The sequence below is a fragment of the Nocardia albiluteola genome (assembly GCF_018860155.1).
GTDB classification, from domain to species: domain Bacteria; phylum Actinomycetota; class Actinomycetes; order Mycobacteriales; family Mycobacteriaceae; genus Nocardia; species Nocardia albiluteola.
Genome location: NZ_JAHKNI010000026.1, coordinates 51152 through 74260 on the forward strand (window position 1 = coordinate 51152; position 23109 = coordinate 74260).

Sequence of the window (23109 nt, forward strand, 5' to 3'; positions counted from 1 at the left end):
CGTGAATACAGCAAGCAACGACGACATCGCGATCGTCGGAATCGGAGTGCGCTTTCCGGACGCGTCGAACCTCGGCGAATTCCGCGCGAATCTCGCCGACGGCCGGGACTCGATCGGGCCGATGCCGGACGCGCGCGCGGCGGCGACCGGATTGGACCGCACCGTCGGCTACCTCCCCATGGGGCATCTGGCCGACATCCACACCTTCGACTACGCCTTCTTCGAACTGTCCAAACGCGAAGCATCGCTGATGGATCCGCAACAGCGCATCGCCCTCGAGCTGGCGCACCGGGCGATCGAGGACGCCGGATACGCGACCGCCACCCTCCGGGAGGCCACGACCGCGGTGGTGTTCAGCGCACCGATGCCGACCTACCACGCCATGGCGGTCGATCCCGGCCCGCTCAGCATGCTGGGCAACCTGCCCTTCGGCACCACGGCCCGCATTGCGCATCTGCTGGGGCTGACCGGGCCGTGCTACGCGATCGACAGCGGCTGCAATGCCTCGCTCATCGCCGTTCACCACGCCTGCCGCGAGTTGCGCTGTGGCGATGCGGATTACGCGCTTGCGGGCGGGGTCAGTGTGCGCGCCAACGGATCTCCGGAATGGACCGCCCGGACGATGACGGAACTCGCCTCGCCCAGCGGACAGTGCCGGGCCTTCGACGCAGACGCCGACGGCACGGTGCCCGGCGAGGGCGGCGCCGCCCTGTTACTGACCACGCTCGGCCGCGCGCGCGCCGACCGCGCGCCCGTCTATGCCGTTATCCGCGGCAGTGCCGTGCTGCACAACGGGCACTCCTCCGCGACGATCAGCACCCCCAGCGCCGCCGCCCAGGCGCGGGTGATCGCGAAAGCGTGGCGGAATGCGGGCGTCGATCCGCGCGACGCCGGATACCTCGAGGCGCACGGGTCCGCCACCCGGCTGGGCGACGCGGTCGAGCTCGAGGGCCTGCGCAGCGCCTTCGGTGGACGGTCGCGGCCCCTGCCGATCGGATCGGTCAAGACCAATATCGGGCATCTCGATCACGCCGCGGGAGTCGCCGGACTGGTGAAAGCCGCGCTGACCGTCGCCGAGGGCCGCCTGTATCCGTCACTGCATTTCCGCCGTCCCACCGGCGATTTCGATCTGGCCGCGGCCGGGATCGAGGTGGTCACCGCACAGCGATCGTGGGCCGCCGAGAGCGGCCCGCGTGTCGCCGGAGTCAGCTCGTACAGTCTCGGCGGTGCGAACGCGCACTGTGTCGTACAAGAGGCTTCCGACGATCCGGTGGTCGAACGACCCCGGGAGCCGGGTAGCCGGCTCGTCGGGATTTCGGCGCGGACCCCGGCGGCGCTTGCCGAACTGTGCCGCGAGCTGGCGACCGCACTGCGCGGCGGCGCAATCGATCTCGCCGACATCGCGTTCACGCTCGGCCGCGGCCGTACGCATTACGGATATCGCGTAGCGGTATGTGCCACGGGCACCGACGATCTCGTCGATGAGCTCGTGCGGCGTGGCGCGGGCATCGATGCGGACAGCGAGCAGCCGGTCTCGCCGCGAGTGGCCCTACTTCTTTCGCCCGGTGCGGTGCCCGTCGGGATCGAACCCGCCGAGCTGCCCGCCCAGCTGCCCGCGACGGGAGCCGTCGCCGATGTGCTCGCGCGCCAGATCGCGGTACACGATCGGTTGCGCGCCTGCGGGATCGGTTTCGCCGCGATTCTGAGCGGGGGAGCGTCGAAGTTCGCGGCCCGGTATTTGCTCGGATCGTCGGCGCCCATCGACCCCGACGAACTGGCAACCGCCGCGGCGGCTCCCGTCGTGGACCGGACCCGACTGCTCGCGGCGGCGGACACACTGTTGCGGGATGGGCCGGTCGTGTTCGTGGACCCCAGCCCGGACGGCATGCTGGGCCGATTGCTCGCCGAAGGCCTGCCGGGGCGTCCCGACGCGGAGATCCTGTTCGGCACAGCCGATTCGGGTGGCCCGACCGGCATCCTCGGCCGCCTCTACGAGCGCGGTGTGCACCTCGACTGGGCGCGGGTGAACGCCGACGACGGCCGCCGAGTGCGGCTACCGGGACATCCGCTGCACGGCTCCCGCTGCTGGGTCGAGTTGCCCACGGCCGCGTCCGTCGGGATTCCCGCTGCTCCGCGGTCCACTGCGGAACGACCGGAGGATGCGACGGAATGGCTGCGTGTGATGTTGCGCGAACTCCTGCACTCCGAGACCGAAATCGGTGCGGACGACGACTATTTCGACCTCGGCGGTAATTCGATCATCGCCGTGCAACTGGTCGAGCGCGTCGCCGAGACCTACGGATTCCGGCCCAAGCTGCTCGACGTCTACGAGCGCCCCAAGGTCGCCGATTTCGCCGAGCTGCTGCGTGCGGGTGCCGTCCCGGCGGCGGCCGAGCCGGGACCTGCGCCGATCACGCGGACCGACGAGCTGGTCATGTCGCCCGGGCAGGAGCGAATGTGGTTCCACCACCAGCTCGTTCCGGACACCACCCTCTACAACTACCCGGTCGTCAATGTGCTGCGGGGCGCGATCGATATCGCGGCCGTCAAGGGCACCTTCGAGGATTTCGCCGAGCGGCACGAACCGCTGCGCTACAACCTCGTCGAGATCGACGGACTGCCCGCGGTCCGGGTCCGACCGGCGCTCGGCGAATTCTTTCGTGTCGCCGATGTTTCCGGCGCGACCGACCCCGTCGTCGCCGCCCGCGAGCTGATTCGCCAGGCCGCCTCGACGCCATTCGACCTGACCCGGGACCCGCTGGTCCGGGTGCTGCTGGTGACGCTGTCACCGGAGGCGCATGTCCTGCAGGTGACTTGCCATCACTGCGTCACCGACGGCGCCACCCCGGGCATCCTCGCCCGCGAGATTCCCCAGCTGTACGCCGCCCGGCAGGAGGGCCGGGCCGCCGCGCTCGAACCGCTGCCGATCCGCTACCGCGACTACGCGCGCTGGCATCGCGGGATGCTCGAGTCGGGCGCACTCGAGCACGAGCTCGAATACTGGGTACATCTGCTGCGTGATGTGCCGAAGCTGCAGTTGCCGACCGATTTTCCGCGACCGCCGCGCAAGACGTTCGTCGGCGATCTGGAGCCGTTCACGGTGTCGGCCGAGTTGCTGGAGCAGTTGCGCGCGATGGCGAAGCGGGCATCGGTTTCGCTGTTCGTGGTGCTGCTGACCGGCCTTTACGTCCTGCTCGCGCGCCGCAGCGGACAACGCGACATCGTGATCGGCACGCCGACCACCGGCCGCACCCGCCGCGAGCTCGAAGGACTCATCGGCTTCTTCAACAGCACGGTCGCGCTGCGGGCCAACCTGTCCGGTCCCGCGACGGTGGCTGATCTGCTCGAGCGGGTGCGCGCAATCGTCCTGGGAGCGCTCGAGAATCAGGAGATTCCTTTCGAACGGGTCGTCAACGCACTCGACGACCAGCGCGACCTGTCCCGCACCCCGATCTTCGATGTCCTCTACGTCCACCAGGAACTTGCCGGCACGGGCAATCCCATCGGGGACGGCGAGATGGAATTCTTCGACCTGGAGCATTCGATACACAACGCGTTCGGCGGATTGCCCACTGGCACCGCGAAATTCGACCTCAGCCTGATCACCTACGATCGCAGCGACGGCCACGACATGCTGGCTTGTTTCGAGTACAGCACCGAGCTGTTCACCCAGCGCACGGCCGCGGGCTTCGCCGCCGCCTATCTCGACATCCTCGCCGAACTGGTGGGGTCGGCCGCCGACCGTCCGATCGACGAGCTCGTGACCGTCGCGACGGCGCCGGAACCGGTGGCGGCACTGGAAATCCCGTCGGACCGGCCGCGCGGCACCATGCCGTACACCACTGCGACCATTCGTGAGCCGCTGGACGCCGCACCCCGCGATGCCGAGCTGCTCGGCGCGTGGATTGCGTTGCTGGCCTGGTATTCGGGTTCCGACGAGGTCTCGGTCGGACTCGCGACGGGTACGGCCCACATCGACCTCGCCGACGAACCCGACGGGACCGAATTGCTCGCGCGGGTCGCAGCGGCGCTGGCAACACCGACGGCCACCAGCGGCGACGCGGCGATCCGCTATCGCACCGGCCGCCCGGATGCGGCGGAACTAGCGCTCGAGCTGGCGCGGACCGGTGCCTCCACCCTCATCGAATTGTCTTATGCCACGGAACTGTTCGACGAATCCACCGCGCTGGACATGCTCGGAGATCTGCTCCGGATGCTGCGCGCCCTACAGCGGACGCCGCACGATCCGGTGCCGGATATCACGCTGCGGAGTATCGCGGGAACGGAGGTGACCCGATGAACGACATCGTCGCGGTGATCGGGGCGGGCACCATGGGCAGCGGTATCGCACAGTGCCTTGCGCAGGCGGGGTACCAGGTCGAGGTCGTCGAACCCGATCGGAGTGCCGCCGAGCGCGCACGACGTGGCCTCGGCGAGGCGGTGCGCTTGGCGCTGCTGCTGGGGCGTGGTGATCGCCGGACCGCAACCGGCATCGGCGGGCGCGTGCGGTGGGTGGAGCGGATCGACGAGCTGAGCGCGGTCGGCTTCGTCATCGAGTGCGCGACCGAGCGGACCACGCTGAAGGAGCGGCTGTTCGGTGAACTGGACCGGCACTGCCCCGATGACGCTGTGCTGGCGTCGTGTACGTCCGCGATTCCGATCGCCCGATTGGCCGCCGCGACCGAACGACCGGATCGGGTGCTCGGCCTGCATTTCATGAATCCGGCGCCGTTGACGACCGCGGTCGAGGTCGTACGCGGCGAACAGACCGCCCCGCAGACCCTGAAACAGGCAACCGACCTCATCGCCGCGCTCGGCAAGGAGGCGATCGTCGTCGGCGACCGTCCCGGTTTCGTTCTGAACCGCGTACTGATGCTGAGCATCGCGGAGGCCGCCGCAACGCTGGACACCGGAACGGATGCCGCGACGGTGGATGCCCTGTTCGAGCAGTGCCTCGGGCACCGCATGGGTCCACTGCGCACCGCCGACCTGATCGGGCTGGACAACGTGGCCGACACCATCGAGGTGTTGCGACGCGAGACCGGCGCGTCCCACTACCACGTGCCGCCCGCGCTCGCGGCACTCGTCGACGCCGGACACTTCGGGCGTAAGACCGGACGGGGGTTCCATGACTATCGCTGAAACTGTGCACGCGTGGGCACCGAGCGATGCGCAGCGCGCGGCGCTCGCGGCCGGTGATCGCTGTGTCGACCTGTATCTCGAGCTGAGCGGCCCGGTGGACGCGGAGGCATTGCGAGCCGCCGTCGATACCGTTATGGGGGAATGTCACCTACTGCACAGCGTATTTCGCGGCGACGACACCGGCGTGCGGGTGTACGAAACCATGCCCATGCCGACCGAGGTGATCGTTGTCGACGGCAGCGATCCGGACCGGTTCGTAGCGTCGTGGCTCGCGGAAGAACGGTCGCGCACACTGGATATCGCTCACGGACCGCTGTACCGGCAGGTGCTGTTCCGGCTCACGGATGGCCGGCTCGGCTGGTTCCAGCGCTACCACCACGTGATCAACGACGAACCCGGAATGCTCGCGATCCTCGCGAGGGTCCGCGAGGTCTTGGACGGAGTGCATTCGGATCCGCCTGCGAGCCCACCGTTCGGCATTATCGCAGACCGCCTCGAGAACGAACGCCGTTATCGCGAGTCGGGTGCGTGGGCCCCCGACCGCGCCTACTGGGAGCGGTCCCTCGGCGCTACGGCCCGGCCCGAACCGATCCCAGCGGGCAGCGAGATCGGTTCGGTGACCACGGGACTGTGGACCGAGGTGGCGGCATCGACGGAGCTCACCCGGATCGCGCGCGCCTGCGGCGGTGGCGCTGCCGCCGTCGTGCTGGCCGCACTGGCCGTCTACGGATCCCGGCTGACCATGACGAGCGAGTACGTGGTCACGGTCGCCTACGGCGAAACCATGGTGCCGCTGCGGATTTCGGTGCCGGCGCACGCGAGTTTCGACACGATCGCCAAACAAGTGGGACTGGAACTGCGCCGGGCGCGCCGACACCGGTACATCTCCGATATCGACGAGCCCTGGTCCGAATCGCCGGTGCACGGGCAGTGGCCGCTCGCCCTGCATATGCTCGGCGGCGCGGCACTGGACCGGCTCGGCGAAGCCGCGATGACCGCGTCCTTCGGGCCCGGGGACGGGCTCACCGTATGTGTCGACGACGGTGTCGCAGGAGGCTGGCGCATTGCGGTCGCCGCGCGAGAGCATCGGGCGCACCGGGACCGCATCGTCGGGCTGCTGGATCGGCTCGCTCATACGCCACGCACGCCGATCGGCCGCATCGGCCTCACCGGGCCCGACGATAGCGAATACCTCGCGGGCGCCGGCCCGGAAGTCTCGCCGGTGACGCTGGCAGCCCTGCTCGCGGACCAGGCTTCCCGCTCGCCGGACGCGGTCGCGCTCGTCGGCGCCGGACGTCGCCTGTCCTACTCGGAGCTGCATGATGCGTCGAATCGGCTGGCGCGCATACTGATCCGGCTCGGGGTGGGACCGGAGCGGTTGGTAGCCGTGGCGATCGGTCCCTCGACAGAGCAGATCTCGGCGGTACACGCGGTACTGGCGACCGGTGGCGCCTACCTGCCGCTCGACCCCGAGAACCCCCGTGAGCGCCACGCCTACCTACTCGATGTCACGCGACCGGTGTGCGTGCTCACGACCCGGCGCGACAGATTCGACCCACCGCCGGGCATCCAGGTGCTCCACCTCGATGAACTCGACCTGTCCGGCGAATCACCCGCCACGGTGACCGATGCCGACCGGATCGCCCCGCTCCATCCGGAAAACCTTGCGTACGTGCTTTTCACCTCGGGGTCGACCGGACGGCCGAAGGGCGTCGGCGTCACGCATGCCGCCCTCGGCACACACCTCGGCTGGATGCAGCACACGCACGGACTCGACGGCACCGATGTCGTGCTGCGCAAGACCGCGCTGTCGTTCGACGTATCGGCATGGGAAGTGCTGTGGCCCTTCACCGTCGGCGCCCGGGTCGTGGTCGACGACTCTGGTGCGCACCGAGATCCGGCCGAGCTCGTGCGGCTGATCGCCGAGAATGCCGTCACCACAGTGCAATTCACGCCGTCTACGCTCGCGGCGCAGCGGCGGGCGGTGGCCGAGCCGTTCGCGGCGAGTGTGCGCCGCGTGCTCGTCGCGGGTGAGGCGATGACGCCGGCCCTCGCCGCGCAGCTGTCCGTCGTAGCGCCGGGCGCCCGATACGACAACCTCTACGGCCCCACTGAAGCAACCGTCGCCGTCACCCGGCACGCCGTCACCGCGCACGACGTCGACACGGTCCCGATCGGCGCGCCATCCTGGGATACGCGTGCGTATGTGCTGGACGCTTGCCTGCGGCCGGTCCCGGCAGGCGCACCCGGCGAGCTGTATCTCGGCGGCGCCGCGCTGGCTCGCGGCTACATCGCACGCCCCGGGCGCACCGCCACGCGGTTCGTCGCCGACCCGTTCGGTAATCCGGGACGGCGGCTGTACCGCACCGGCGACATCGTGCGCGCCACCGGGCACGGGGAGCTGGAGTTCCTCGGCCGCCGTGATTTCCAGGTCAAGTTGCGCGGTATCCGGATCGAACTCGGCGAAATCGAGGCGGTCCTCGCCGGGCAGGAGTCCGTCGCCCAGGCGGTCGCGGCCGTCCACCACGGGTCGGTCGGCGATCGACTCGTCGCCTACCTGACACCCGCGGCCGGGCACCGCATCGACTGGGCGGCCGTGCAGCAGCGGCTGAGCGAGGTGCTGCCGCGGCACATGGTGCCGTCGGCGGTCGTCGTGCTCACCGACCTCCCCGTGAACCGCTCCGGCAAGGTGGATCGAAAAGCGCTGCCCGCGCCCGTATTCGAGCCCGTGCCCTTCCGAGCGCCGCGCACCGAGACCGAACGCGAACTCGCCGCCGTCTTCGCCGAGGTACTGGGCCGCGACACCGTCGGCGTCGACGAGTCCTTCTTCGCGCTCGGCGGCGACAGCATCATGTCGATCCTGCTGGTGTCCCGCGCGCGGGCACGCGGCATCGCGGTGACTGCGCAGGAGGTGTACGAGCATCGCACCGTCGCACGCCTGGCGGCCGTCGCCGAGGCCGCCGACGGGGACGAAACACCGCGGCTCGACGAGCTGCCGGGCGGTGGCGTCGGAGAGCTGCCCCTCACGCCGGTGATTCGCTTCCTGGTCGAGCGCGGCGGCGACTTCAACCGCTTCTGCCAGTCGATCACGCTCGAGATGCCTGACGGAATCGACCGCGGCACATTGGTTTCCACCATTTCCGCCGTCGTCGACCACCACGACATGCTGCGATCGCAGCTCTACCGCGATGACACGGGCGAGTGGCATCTGATGGTCGCGCCGCCCGGCAGCGTCGATGTCGACTCGTTGATCGGTCATGTCGTCTACGACGCCGACCTCGCAGGTGCCGAGCTCACGGCGCTGGCCACCGCCGAACTGAATGCCGCGGTCGACCGGATCGACCCGGCGACCGGCGCGGTCCTGCGGTTCGTCTGGCTCACCCCCGAGCCGCGTAGATCACCCGGCCTGCTCATCATCGCCGCGCACCACATTGCCGTCGACGGCGTCTCGTGGCGAATCCTGCTGCCCGACTTCGTCTCCGCGTGGGCGGCCGTCTCGGCGGGGAGCACACCCGCGCTGCCCGGCGTCGGAACATCCATGCGAGCGTGGGCGCACGCGCTGGTCGATGCCGCGCGGCACGAAGCCCGGGTCGCGGAGCTGCCGGTCTGGCGCGAAATAGTCGATGGGCCGGATCCCGCCTTTGGTGACCGGCCGTTCGACCCGCACCGGGATCTCGCCGCCGATGTGGCGCACACCCCGATCGAACTCGATGAACGTGACACCGCCGCGCTCATCACCGCGATACCCGGCCGCTACCGCGCTCGGGTGGCGGATGCGCTGTTGACGGCGCTCGCGCTCGCGGTCATCCGTTGGCGGTCGCGACGCGGCGAAGGCGAGCGGTCGGTGCTGCTGCGGCTCGAAGGCCACGGACGTGAGCAGGACGCGGTGCCAGGCGCGGATCTGTCCCGCACCACCGGCTGGTTCACCTCGATCGTCCCGGCGCGACTCGATCTGACGGGGGTGGATATCGACGATGCCTTCGCCGGCGGCCCCGCCATGGGCGCCGCCCTCAAGGCCGTCAAGGAGCAGCTGCGGTCCACGCCCGACAATGGTTTCGGGTACGGCCTGCTCAGATATTTGAACGAGGAGACGGCGGGGGCGCTGCCGCGCAAGGAGCCGGGGGAGATCTCGTTCAACTACTTCGGACACATCACCGGCGTCGACCTTCCGGAGGAGCTGGCCGGAATCGGCTGGCTGCCCGCACCCGAGTACGCCATGCTGCCGATCCGCCCCGATGCCCAGCGCGGCGCGCTCGGCGCCGTCGAAGTGGATGCCATCGTCGTCGGTAACCGGCTCAGGAGCAGCATCGGCTACGCGCGCACGCTGTTCACCGACGCGGCGGGTGGGGAGCTGATTCACCTGTGGCGCGACGCGCTGGCCGCTGTGGCCAGGCATGCCCGGGATCCACGCACACGCGGCGGGGGCACGCCGTCCGACTTCCCGCTGGTCACCCTCACCCAGGGCGATATCGAGACGTGGGAGGCGCGGTATCCCGCGCTGACCGAGGTGTGGCCGGTCTCGCCGCTGCAGGCCGGAATGATGTTCCACGCCATGTTCGATCCAGGCGCGGTGGACGTCTATACAGTGCAACTGGTACTGACCCTGGACGGCGCGGTCGACGCCGTCCGGCTCCGGTCGGCCGCCGCGGCTGTGCTCGAGCGGCACCCGAACCTGCGCGCCGCATTCGACGTCGACCGGGACGGCACTCCCATCCAGCTCGTTACCGACGAGGTGGCACTGCCGTGGCACGAGATGGACCTGACCGAGGCACCGGACGGGGAGCTCGACCGCGTGCTCGACACCGAACGCGCGACGCCGTTCGATCTCACGCGGCCACCACTGCTGCGGTTCCTGCTGGCCCGCGTCGGCGCCCACCGCACCCAGCTGGTCGTCACCTTTCACCACCTGCTGCTCGACGGCTGGTCCATACCGCTGCTGCTGCGCGAGATCGTCGCCGGCTATGCCGGTTTCACCGGTGAATCGCCACGTCCCTATCGCCAGTACGTGGAATGGCTCGCCCGGCAGGACAAGTCGGCATCCCGGCGGGCCTGGGCGGAGGCGCTGTCCGGTGTGGGGGAGCCGACGCTGCTGGCCGGCGATGCACCCGTGCGCGCACCCGCTGTCTTGCCCCTGGAACACGAGATCACGTTGGACGAGACACGGACGCAACGGCTTTCCCGCCTCGCGACCGAGTTCGAGGTTACGGTGAACACCGTGCTGCAGGCAGCGTGGGCAATCCTGCTGGCACGCATGACCGATCGGGCGGATGTGGTTTTCGGTACCACCGTATCGGGTCGCCCCGCCGACCTCGCAGGTGTCGAATCCATGGTCGGGCTGTTCATCAATACCGTCCCGGCCCGGGTTCGGCTGATTCCGGAAGAAGCCGCGGGATCGCTACTCCGCCGCGTGCAGCGCGAACAGTTCGAGCTGGCGTCGCACCACCATGTGGGGCTTCCCGACATCGTTTCACAGGGCGAAGGCGATGAACGCGGCCTGTTCGACACGCTACTGGTCGTCGAGTCGTATCCCTTCGATGCGGCGCGGCTGCGCGCGGACGCCGCCACGAGCGCCGATATGACCATCACCGGCTTGCGGTCCCGGGAGGCAACCCACTATGCGCTGACGCTCACCGTCCGGCAGCGCGACCAGCTGCACATCCTGGCAAGCTGGCGTCCGGACCTCCTCGACGAGGCGACCGTGGCCCGGTTGGGTGAGCGCCTGGTGCGGGTGCTGCTTGCGATCGCCGAGAATCCGGATATCACGGTGGCCGATATCGATCCGCTCGATGCGGCGGAACGAAATCTGGTGCTGGAGCGCTGGCAGCGGCCCGCAACAGTGCCCGACGCCACCCTCGTCGACCTCTTCCTGGCGCAGGCGGCCGCTCGACCGGATGGCGTCGCTGTCCGGCACGGATCCCGCGCACTGACCTACGGTGAGCTCGACCATGCCTCCGCTGAGCTGTCGCGCGCCCTCACCGCCCGCGGGGTCGAGGCCGAATCGCTGGTCGCCGTGGCCGTTTCGCGTTCGGTCGAGTTGATCGTGGCGCTGCTCGGCGTGTTGCGATCCGGGGCGGGCTACCTTCCGCTCGACCTCGACAATCCCGCGCGGCGCATGGAATTCATACTCGCCGAGACGAATCCGGTCTGCGTCGTCACGACGATGGCCGACCGCGCCGCACTGTCCACCGATGATCTGCCGTGCCTGGTACTGGACGATGCGGACGGTCTGGTGCCCCCCGATATCGCGCCCGCGGCACCGAGCCCGGACAACATCGCCTATGTGATGTACACCTCCGGTTCGACGGGACAGCCGAAGGGCGTGTGCGTGACGCACCGCAATGTCGTCGCGATGCTCGCCGCCACCCGCTCAGTACTCGACGTCGACCACGACGACGTATGGACGATGTTCCACTCCTACGCCTTCGACGTCTCGGTATGGGAGATGTGGGGTGCGCTGGCGAGCGGTGGCACGCTCGTTGTCGTGGATTCCGCCGTGACGCGCTCACCGGCGGAGTTCGGTGAAGTGCTTGCGCAAGAAGGGGTTACGGTGCTCAGTCAGACACCGTCGGCGTTCTACACGCTGCTCGACAACGAGAGCCTTGCCGCCGGATCCGCGCTGCGGCACATCGTGCTCGCCGGCGAGGCACTCGACCTGCGCAGGCTGCGCGCATGGTACGACGCCCGCCCGGCCACCATGACACGGATCTCGAATCTGTACGGCATCACCGAGGCCACGGTGTATAACACGCACTCGGCGGTGGATCACGAACGCGCCCGGTCGGCGCGGGCCAGTGTCATCGGTCGTGGCCTACCGGGAACGACCGTCCGCGTGCTGGATTCGCGGCTGCGCCCGGCACCGGTCGGCGCGGCGGGCGAGCTCTACCTCGCCGGGTACCAGATCGCGCGCGGCTACCATACGCGCTCGGCGACGACAGCGGGCCGCTATGTGGCCGACCCGTTCGGCACGCCGGGCACCCGCATGTACCGCACCGGCGACCTGGCGCGCTGGAACGCCGACGGACACCTCGAATACCTCGGGCGCGGCGACGAACAGGTGAAGATCCGCGGCTACCGGATCGAACCGGCCGAGATCGAGGCCGCACTGCTCGAACACGATTCGGTGGCGCACGCTGCCGTCGTAGCCCGCGCCGAGGGGGCGGCGGCGCGACTTATCGCGTACGCGGTACCCACACCGGATACGACACTCGATCCCGTGGCGCTGGAAACATTTGTCGCGCAGCGTGTTCCGACGTATATGCGACCCGCCGCCGTGGTGCTGATCGATGCGCTGCCGCTGACCCTCAACGGCAAACTGGACCGTGCGGCGCTACCCGATCCGGTCTTCCGGGCGCGGTCGGCTCAGGCACCGCGCACCCCAGCCGAGCGGGCGATCGCTGATGTGTTCGCCGAGGTGCTCGGCGTCGACCGGGCGGGTGTGGACGACTCGTTCTTCGCGCTCGGCGGGGACAGCATCACATCGATTCAGCTCGCCTCCCGGGCACGGACCAAGGGTCTGCACGTCACGCCGAAAGACGTCTTCGAGCACCGCACAGTGGCCGCGATCGCCGCCGCGGCACAGCCGGCGGACTCCGGTGCCGAGGTGCGGCGCCTGCCGGAACTGCCCGGCGGCGGTGTCGGCGAGCTGTCGCTCACACCCGTCGTGCGCTGGTTGACCGAACGCGGCGGCACCTTCCGCCGCCTCAACCAGACGCTCACCATCGAGCTTCCCCTCGGCATCGACCGCGGCACTGTGATATCCGCGGTCGCGGCGGTCGTCGACCGGCACGACATGCTGCGTAGTCGGCTGTTCCGTGACGGTGCGGGTGAGTGGCGGCTGGAGACCTTGTCGCCGGGTACGGCCGATCCGGCAGAGTTGTTGCGCCGCTGCGAAATCGATGATTTCGACGCCCTGCGGGCGGTCGCTGCGGCGGAGGTCGACGCCGCGTCGGACCGCCTCGACCCGGCGACGGGTGTCATGGTGCAGTTCGTCTGGCTGGATCCGCAGCGCCCGGATGTGCCCGGCCGACTGATCATTTGCGCACACCACATCGCCGTGGACGGTGTGTCATGGCGAATCCTCATTCCCGATCTGCTCGCGGCCATGCACGCGAGCGCGAACGGTGCACCGCCGCAACTCGAGCCGCCCGGCACCTCCATGCGCCGGTGGTCGTACGCCCTGGTCGACGCCGCGCGTGATCCGAGCCGGACCACCGAGCTCGGTCTGTGGCAGCGCATCTGCGCGACACCGGATCCGCTGCTCGGGTCCCGGCCCCTCGACCCCGGCATCGATGTCGCCTCGCGCATCGCGACGGTGGATGTCACCGTGGACGAAGTGGTCACCGAGGCGCTCATTCGGACCGTACCCGGCCTGTTCCACGCCGGTGTCGACGAGATCCTGATATCAGCGCTGGCCGTCGCGCTGGTGGTTTGGCGGGCACGGCGGGGTGAGAACGCGCCGGTGTCCCTGCTCCGGCTGGAGGGCCACGGCCGCGAGGAACAGATCGTGACGGGCGCCGATCTGTCCCGCACGGTTGGGTGGTGCACCTCGCTCTACCCCGTTCGGCTGGACCTCACCGATATCTACGCGGCGGCGGCGCTGGCCGGTAGCGACGCAGCCGGAGCGGCGATCAAGGCGGTCAAGGAACAGTTGCGCGCCATCCCCGATCACGGGATCGGCTACGGACTGCTGCGCTACCTGAACCCCGAGACCGCGGAACTGCTGCCGAAACCGATGCCCGGACAGATCAGCTTCAACTATCTAGGGCGCGTCGACGATCGCGGTGCCGGACTGCTCACGACGCCCGCCGCTCCGGACCCCGACCTGCCTGCGGCCGCCGCGATCGATATCAACGCCATCGTGACCGGCTCCCGGCTCCACGCCGGATTCGCCTATCCCGAAACACTTCTCGACGGCGCCGAGGTGTCGGAGCTGGCCGACCTGTGGGTGAGCGCGCTCGGCGCGATCACTGCCCACGCGAAAACCGCGCACGCGGGTGGGCACACGCCCTCGGACTTCCCGCTGGTCCGGGTGAGCGGCGCCGATATCACCCGGTGGGAGCGCGCCTACGGACGGCTCACCGATGTGTGGCCGCTCGCGCCGCTGCAGCCGGGGCTGTACCTGCACGCCATGCTCGCAGAGCCGCTGCCGTCCGCTCGCACCGCCGTCGACGTCTACAACGTGCAGGCGGTGCTGCGTATCGGCGGGGGGGTCGACGGCGATCGGCTGCATCGAGCCGCGCGGGAAATACTGCGCCGGTATCCGAATCTGCGCGCGGCATTCGCGGCCGACGGCACCGGCCTGCCCCGGCAGGTGGTGCCGGAGACAGTCGAACTCCCGTGGTGCCAGGCGGATCTGCGTGTGGGAGGCGACCTGTCCGAACTCCTCGCCCGGGATCGCGCGCACTGGTTCGACCCGGCCAGGCCGCCGCTGATGAAATTCACCCTCGCCCGCGTCGGGGACGCGGCATACGTGTTGATCGCGACCTACCACCACCTTTTGCTCGACGGCTGGTCGGTGCCGTTGGTGTTGCGAGATCTCATGGCGCTCTACGCCTCCGACGATCCGCTGCCGCGGCCCGGGGGATCGTTCCGCGCCTACCTCGCGTGGAACCACGACCGCGACGCGACGGCGGCCGCGACGGTATGGCGGCGGGTGCTGGATGGAGTGCCCGCGCCGACACTGATCGTTCCGGCGGCCCGCACCCGGGAAATCGCTACCACCATCGCGGAATACCGGTGGACACTCGACTCGGACGCCACCGCCACGCTCGGCGCGACCGCGATGGCACTCGGGATCACGGTTAATACGGTGCTGCAGGTCGCGTGGGCAATCCTGCTGGGGCGCAGGCTCGGCCGCGCGGATGTGGTGTTCGGCGCGATCGTTTCGGGCCGTCCGGCCGCACTGCCAGGCGTCGAATCCGTTGTCGGACTGTGTATCAACACCGTGCCGGTGCGGGTGCGCTTCGCATCGGGCATGCCCGCTGCGGCGCTGATGCGTGCGGTGCAGGCCGAGCAGGCGGAACTGATCGAGCACCACCACCTCGGCCTGACGGATATCCATACCGCCGCCGGGCTGCGGGACGTACTGTTCGACACGGCGCTGGTGTACGAGTCCTTTCCGGTCGATACCGAGCAGCTCGCCGCGGTGGCCGCCACGGTCGGCGGCCTCACCGGTACCGGCGTCGAAATCCACGACGCCGTGCACTATCCGCTGACCCTCATTATCGATCCGGGTAGCTCGCTGACCGTCCGATTCGCTTACCTGCGTGACCTTTTCGACGAAACACAGGTGGCCACGCTCGGCGCGGAACTGCGGAACCTGCTCGCCGCGTTCCTGCGAGACCCGGATGCCACCATCGAGGAGCTGCGATGACATCGAGCTGGCCGCTGACCAAAGCGCAGCAACACGTATGGGTCGCCCAGCAACTCGACGACACCGGGCGACGGTTCGTGATCGGCGGGTATGTGCACATCCACGGCACGGTCGACGAGGTGGCGTTCGAGCGGGCGCTGCGCATCGTCGTGGCCGGCGCCGAGACGATGCGGGTGCAATTCGACACCGATGCCGAGGGCGAGGTTGTGCAGATCCTCGCGGATGTGGCCGATTGGCCTCTGCACCGCAACAGTTTTCGCGATGCGGCCGACCCGCACGGCGAGGCGGTACGTTTCATGTACGCGGCGCTCGACCGGCCCTTCGACCTGTGCCGCGCCCCGCTGTTCGAACATCACCTGATCGATCTGGGCACCGCGGGCACGGCGTGGTTCGTCCGATCGCATCACGCGGTTCTCGACGGCGCCGCCTCGGCCGCCATGGTCAAACGGGTCGCCGACACCTACACCGCGTTGGTCACCGGTCGGCCGGTGACGGAATCGGTGTTCGACCGGGTGGAAGCCTTGGTGGCGGAGGACATTCGCTACCGCGCCTCCGCCCGGTTCGCCGACGACCGGCAGTTCTGGGCGCAACGGCTCGCGGTTCCAGGGCCGGACGATGCGCCGCTGTTCGCCGGGATCCCGGCGATGGTCGATGGGCCCCGGTACATCAGGCACGTAGGAGCGCTCGACGCACCGGCGTGGTCTGCCCTCCGAGCCTGTGCGGACGTGTCCGGAACCGCGTGGCCGGCTTGGGTATTCGCCGCGATCGCCCTGCTGCTACACGCGGATTCGGGCGCACGCATGGTCACGCTCGGCCTCGCCGTGCCAGCGAAACGCTCCCGCACCGCGCTCGGTGTTACCGCGAATATCGTCCCGCTGCGCATACCGGTCGACCCCTCCGCATCCGTCGGCGAACTCGTCGGCGCGGTGCGTGCCGAATCCTTGATCGTCCTGCGCCACCAGCGGTACCAGCAGGCCGATATGCTCGCCGACCTCCGGGCGGGCGGTATCGGCGGCGGTGTCGTCGGCCCCACGATCAATGTGCTGCCCATGCAGAAGGACCTCCGCTTCGGCGCCGAAACCGCTACGCTGCGCCACCTCTCGGCCGGCCGCTCCGACGACCTGACGATCGGCGTATACGACAACGGCGAGCCGGTCCTGCCCCTCGTACTGGAATCCAGCACGCTCCGGTACTCCGAGCGCGATCTGGCCGCGCACCATCGACGGCTCACCGCGACGATCGCGGCCATAGCCGCGGCTCCGGAGGATCTTCCAGTCGGCCGCCTTCGAACACTGCCGGACACGGCGCTTCGAACACCGCCGGAGCCGGCTCTTCGATCCTTCCCAGAAGATCCAGCGCCCGCCCCCGCCGCGGAACTGCCGGAGACGCTCGTCGACTGGTTCGAGCGGACCGTCACCGAACGCTGCGACGCCACCGCCGTCGTTTCCGGCGCCGAGTCGCTCACCTATGCCGAACTGGACCGGCGCAGCCGGGGATTGGCCGAGCTCATCGCCGGATACGGTGTGGGCGTTGGGGAATTCGTGGGCCTCGCGCTGCCCCGGTCCCTGGATCTCGTCGTCGCCATGGTCGCCGTGCTGCGGGCCGGTGCCGCCTACGTTCCGCTCGACCCCGGCTATCCGGAGCAACGCCTGCGGGCCATCGTCGTGGATGCGGCCCCCTCGTTGATCGTCACCGGAGGGGAAACTACCCTTCCGGATTCGGTCTCGACGGTGCCCGTTTTGCGGATCGGAGCTCAGTCACAGGTTACCGCGACCGAGCCCGCGGCCCGCCCGTCAGCGCTACACCCCTCCTATGTCATTCACACCTCCGGCACCACCGATCGGCCCAAGGGTGTGGTGGTCACGCACACGAACGTCGTACGGCTGCTCACCTCGGCACAGCGGTGGTTCGGGTTCGGCGCAGACGACGTGTGGACCCTGTTTCATTCCACCGCCTTCGACTTCTCGGTGTGGGAGATCTGGGGTGCCCTGTGCCACGGTGGCAAGCTCGTCGTTGTCGACGCCGAAGTGGCACGTTCACCGCGCGACTTCTTGGATCTGCTGGTGGCGCAACGGGTTACGGTGCTGAACCAGACTCCGTCGGCATTCGGGATGCTGGTCGACGCCCTGGCGGGCATGCCCACCGCCGGCGACGGGCTGTCGCTGCGCTATGTGATCTTCGGCGGCGAACCGGTGGAGCCGTGGCGGCTGGCGGCCTGGTGGTCGCGACGCGATCCGGAGCGGACGCGTCTGGTCAATATGTACGGCATCACCGAGACAACGGTGTTCACCACCGGAACGCCCTTGGCGTGCAACCCATCCGCAGGCGATATCGGCATACCGCTACCGGACCAGTCCGTGTATGTACTCGACGCGACGCTGTGCGCGTGCCCGCCGGGCATCCCGGGCGAGCTCTACGTCACTGGACCCGGCGTCGCCGCAGGGTACCTGCACCAGCCCGGCCGCACCGCGGCACGGTTCACCGCCGACCCGTTCGGCGCGCCCGGCACCGTCATGTACCGCAGCGGGGATCTGGCGCGCTGGACCGGCACCGGCACGCTCGAATACCTCGGTCGGGCGGATCGGCAGGTCAAGGTGCGTGGTTTCCGGATCGAGCCCGGTGAAATCGAGGCCGCCCTGTGCGGACAACCGGCGGTGCATGCGGCGGCGGTGCTGACCGTCGAATACCGGCCCGGTGACCGCAGGCTCGTCGCCTTCGTCACGGGGGACCGCGTCGACGTCGACACCACTCGCACCGGCATCACCAAACTGCTTCCCGTGCACGCGGTTCCATCCGCGATCATTGCCGTCGACACCATCCCGATGACACCCAACGGCAAAATCGACGACCGGCGGCTGCGTGACATCGCCACGAACGGCGCCGCACGCGCTACCGCCGTGCCACCACGCACCGATATCGAGGCGCGGCTGCATGCACTGTTCGTCGATGTGCTCGGACATGACGGCATCGGCATCGACGACGGCTTCTTCGCCGTCGGCGGTGACAGCATTCTGGCCGTCCGGCTGGCGGATCGGGCGCGGGCGGCCGGACTCGCCATCTCGCCCCGGGATGTATTCGAACACCAGACTGTGCGCACGCTCGCGTGCACAGTCGGCACCGCTGGGCCGGTAGCCGAGTCCGCGGTCGCGATCACCGCGACCCCAACGGGTGATGGCCGCCAGTTCCTACCCGCGACACCATTGCAGTCCGGCCTGCTGTTCCATTCCCTCTACGAAGGTGACGGCCAGGACCCCTATCTCGTCCAGTGCGCAATGGAATTGGACGGCGCGGTCGACGGAGATCGGCTACGCGCCGCCCTGCGATCGGTACTCTCGCGGCACCCGCATCTGATGGGGTCCTTCGTCATCGACGACAGCGCGCAGCCGCGGTACGAGATTCACGAAGACCTCGAATTACCGTGGCGGGTAGTTGATCTCGTCGCCGCGACGGCTGACGAGAGAGAACGCGCCGTCGACCGGGTGCGCGCGGCGGACGCCCGGATCGATCCGCTCGTGGCGCCGCTGCTCACGGTCACCCTGATCCGCACCGAGGCGCGACGCTCTACTTTGGTGCTCACCTGCCACCACGCGCTGCTCGACGGCTGGTCGCTGGCAATCCTGTTGCGCGAGTTGCTGATCGGCTATCGCGGCATCGAGCTGCCGTCCGCGACACCGTTGCGCCGGTTCCTGGAATGGTCCGCAGCGCAGGATCGCGACAGCGCCCGCCGGGCCTGGGCGACTGCGCTCGACGGCGCCGAACCGAGCAAGGTGGCGCGGGCGGACCGGCAGCCGTGGCAGCGGCCCGAAGAACACACATTTCGAATGCGGGACGCCCTGGTCACCGCGCTGCGCGAACGGGCCGCCGAACGCGGGCTGACGCTCAACTCGCTGATGCAGGCCATGTGGGCGATGGTCCTGTCGAACCTGACCGGCAGCGATGACGTCGTCTTCGGTATCACCGTATCCGGCCGAGCGGGCGCCGAGATGGAACACGTTGTCGGGTTGCTCATGAACACCGTGCCCCTGCGCGTGCGATTGGTTCCGGCGGAGTCGCCGCTCGACCTGGCCGTTCGGATCCAGACCGGGCGCGCGGAACTGATGGAGCACGACCATCTCGGACTGCCCGACATCGTGTCCGGGGTGGGGGAGACCGACCTGTTCGACACCTCACTCGTCTTCGAGAATTTCCCCGTCGACACCGGCCTACTCGACGACCCGGACGCGGACTTCGCGGTGGCATCCGTCGAAGTCCGTGGTGGAACGCATTTTCCGCTCACGGTGGTCATCGTCCCCAGCGGCGGCGAGTTGACCTTCCGGATCGGTGTGCAGTTCGCCCGCATCGACTGCCTCGCCGATGCGGGCGACCTGTGGGCGCGCATGCTGGCCGCCTGCGAGGCGCTCGCCGCACCACAGCAGCCGTTGGTCGGGCGAGTCGTCCTGGTCGAGCGACAGATCGAGCTGCTGACTACCGGACACGGCGTCCGCACCGATATCGAAAACGGCAGCATCGCCGACTGTTTCGAATCGGTTGTGCGACGGTGCCCGCAGCGTGTCGCGATCTGGTCCGACGGTCTGGAGATCACCTACACGGAATTGAACGCCCGTGCCAATCGCGTCGCGCGGTGGCTCCGGGATCGCGGCGCCGGACCGGAAGTTCCGGTCGGCATCGCCCTGCCGCGCTCGGTCGATCTCGTGGTCGCGTTCCTCGCCGTCTACAAACTCGGGGCGGTGTGCGTACCGCTCAGCGACCGTTATCCGCCCGCACACGTGCGGCGTCTGCTGCGTTTCACACGAACCGAACTGGTGCTGGACGATCTCGACGGCATGGCCGCGACGACCGACGATGACAGTGACCTGGGTATCGCCATCGCGCCCGACGCGGTCGCGACGGTGATGTTCACATCCGGGTCGACCGGAGCGCCGAAGGGCGTCGAGGTGACCCATCGCAATATCGTGGCCCGGGCGCACGATCGTGTCGGCCATGGCGACGGGCACGAACGGGTGCTGATGCATCTGCCGCACACGTGGGACATGGTCGTATACGAGCTGTGGCTGCCGCTGCTGGCCGGTCGCACCGTGGTGCTCGCGCGGCCCGGCGTGCTCGATGTCCACGACTACGCGCGCGTGCTGCGCGCCGGACGTGTCACCTCGATGCTGTTGTCGGCGGGCCTGTTCCACCTGTTTGCGGAGCAGGCTCCGGACGAGCTCGGCCGCCTGCCGAAACTCGCGGTCGTCGGGGACGTGCTGTCGCCGCGGGCCGCGGTGGCCGTGCGTCGCGGCGATGACCCGCCGACGGTGCGGAACCTGTACGGACCTGTCGAGGCGACGAGCTTCGCGGTAGCCTTTTCGATCCCCGACGATGCGTCGCCCGAACGTCCCGTCCCCATCGGACGTCCGGCCGACAACACTCGCGTCACAGTGCTCGATTCGGCGCTGCGGCCGGTGCCCTCCGGTGTGTCCGGGGAGATCTACCTGTCCGGTGCGGGACTCGCCAACGGCTACCACCGGGCTCCGGCCGCCACCGCGGAACGGTTCGTGGCCGACCCGTACGGACCGCCCGGTGCCCGCATGTACCGCACGGGTGACCTCGGCCGATGGGATACGGGCGGGCTGCTGCATTTCCTCGGCCGCGCCGACCGACAGTTGAAGATCAATGGATTCCGGGTCGAACCCGGGGAGGTGGAGGCGGCGATTCGACGCGAGCCCGGCGTCATCGCGGCGATAGTCACGGTGCGGCGGGCCGGCAGCGGGCAGTCGCTGGTCGCGCACGTCGTCGGGCCTGACGGGGCCGACACCGCGGCATTGCGGACGCGGCTGGCCGCGAGCCTGCCCTCCTACCTGGTGCCGTCGGTGATCGTGCGGGTCGACGAACTGCCGTTGACCGCCATGGGCAAGGTCGATATCGGCGCGCTACCGATGCCGCCCGGAACCGATCCCGTTCCCGCGCGCACCCCGCGTCAGCAGGTCATCGCGGCAGCCTTCGCCGAGGCGCTCGGCGGCCGGGAGTTCGGCGTCACCGACGACTTCTTCGCGCACGGCGGCAACTCACTGTCCGCGATCCGCGTGGTCGCTGCCCTACGCCCGTCACTCGGCGTCGCGGTATCGTTGCGCGATCTGTTCGAGTCACCGACGATTGCCGCACTGGAGCAGGCGTTCGATCGGCGCGGCGGCACGGGGACTGCGCGTCCCGGTTTCACACCGATTCCCCGCACCGACCCGATCCCGCTTTCGCCCGCGCAGCTGCGCCTGTGGACGGTGAACTATCTCGGCGGGCAACAACCCGACTACCTGATCGCGACCGCTCTCGACATCCGCGGACCGCTCGACACGGCGGCGGTCACGGCGGCGGTCGGCGATCTGGTCGCTCGGCACGAAATCCTGCGCACCGCACTGCCCTATGCGGTCGACGGCCCGGTGCAGCGGATTCTGCCGATCGGGTCGGCGCAGCCGGATTTCCGCATCGTCGAGGCCGATGGTATCGACAGTGTCGACCGGGCGATGGAAACCGAGATGCGGCACGGATTCGACCTGACGGTGCGGCCGCCGCTGCGTATCCGCCTGTACCGGTTGGGCCCCGAGCATCACGTCTTGTTCGGGGTGGTCCACCACATTGCGGGCGACGGCGAATCCATGGGGATTCTCCAGCGTGATCTCCTGATCGCCTACCAGGCGCGGGCCGTCGGCCTGGTTCCGGAATGGCCCAGTCCGGCAACGCAGTTCGCGGATTACTCCATATGGCTGCGGCACCTGCTGGGCCCGGATACCCACGTACTCGAGCAGCAGACGCGGTACTGGCACACCATGCTCGACGGCGTGCCGGAACAACCGATGCTTCCCGTCGACCGGCCCCGCGCCGAGCGGCGGTCGAATACGGCGGCCGCGGTCCCCGTTCTCGTCGACGCCGACACCCACTGCGAGCTCGCCCGGACCGCCCTCGACTGCCGGGTGAGCATCTACATGCTGATACACACTGCACTCGCCATAGCGCTGAACGGTCACGGCGCGGGCACCGATCTGCCCGTCGGGGTGGCGTTGAGTGGACGCGATTCGGCCGGTCTGCAAGATGTCGTCGGGTGCCTGGTCGACACGGCGGTGGTCCGCGTCGACCTGTCGGGCGCGCCCACCCATCGCGAACTGGTCCATCAGGTCCGCGAGCGTGTTCTCGGCGCATACGAGAACAAGGAGTTTCCCTTCGATCGCCTTGTCGAACTGGTGAACCCGCGACGCTCCCGGACCCATCATCCACTGTTCCAGGTGATGGTGACCTACCTGCGTGGATTCGACATCGGCACGACCCCGGACGGATTGGCGATCCAGCCTCGACCGGTAGCGGTGCACCGAACCCCGTTCGAGCTATTGCTGAATCTGCGGGAGGAATACCACGCCGACGGGGAATGCGCCGGAATCCGCGGTGAGCTGGTTTACGCTGCTGAACTTTTCGACCAATCGACGGTCGAGTCCGTCATCGCCGCCATGACCAATGCGCTGGCGGCGATATGCGCCGAACCCGACGCACCTGTCGGCTCGGCTGAGCGTGAGTCTGTTGTGCGCGTGTCGTTCGGCGGTGGTGGTGTCTAGAAGGGTGGGATCGAAGTG

4 protein-coding genes are annotated in these 23109 nt (G+C 68.9%); all 4 read left to right on the forward strand.

Going from position 1 to position 23109, the window contains the following annotated elements:
- Position 1: 1 nt before the first annotated feature.
- From KO481_RS44610 to KO481_RS40965, 4 genes are read left to right on the forward strand one after another with little or no spacing between them, the layout of a single operon-like run.
- Positions 2 to 4300, forward strand: coding sequence for a condensation domain-containing protein (locus KO481_RS44610; RefSeq protein ID WP_308166977.1), 4299 nt, complete (start codon positions 2 to 4; stop codon positions 4298 to 4300).
- The gene (locus KO481_RS40955) at positions 4297 to 5142 is read left to right on the forward strand and encodes a 3-hydroxyacyl-CoA dehydrogenase family protein (protein WP_215923954.1); all 846 of its coding nucleotides are present in this window, start codon (positions 4297 to 4299) and stop codon (positions 5140 to 5142) included. Before KO481_RS44610 ends, KO481_RS40955 begins: the two co-directional genes overlap by 4 nt.
- Entirely contained in the window at positions 5129 to 15514 is a 10386-nt protein-coding gene (locus tag KO481_RS40960) for a non-ribosomal peptide synthetase (protein WP_215923955.1), read from the forward strand. The genes KO481_RS40955 and KO481_RS40960 overlap by 14 nt, the downstream gene beginning before the upstream one ends.
- Positions 15511 to 23091, forward strand: a complete 7581-nt coding sequence (locus tag KO481_RS40965; RefSeq protein ID WP_215923956.1) for a non-ribosomal peptide synthetase — start codon at positions 15511 to 15513, stop codon at positions 23089 to 23091. The genes KO481_RS40960 and KO481_RS40965 overlap by 4 nt, the downstream gene beginning before the upstream one ends.
- The last annotated feature ends 18 nt before the right edge of the window (positions 23092 to 23109 follow it).

What these genes read in the sequence shown, in the direction of transcription:
- KO481_RS40960 (WP_215923955.1), top strand. Translation starts at nt 5,129, where the DNA reads ATGACTATCGCTGAAACTGTGCACGCGTGGGCACCGAGCGATGCGCAG.
- KO481_RS40955 (WP_215923954.1), top strand. Translation starts at nt 4,297, where the DNA reads ATGAACGACATCGTCGCGGTGATCGGGGCGGGCACCATGGGCAGCGGT.
- KO481_RS40965 (WP_215923956.1), top strand. Translation starts at nt 15,511, where the DNA reads ATGACATCGAGCTGGCCGCTGACCAAAGCGCAGCAACACGTATGGGTC.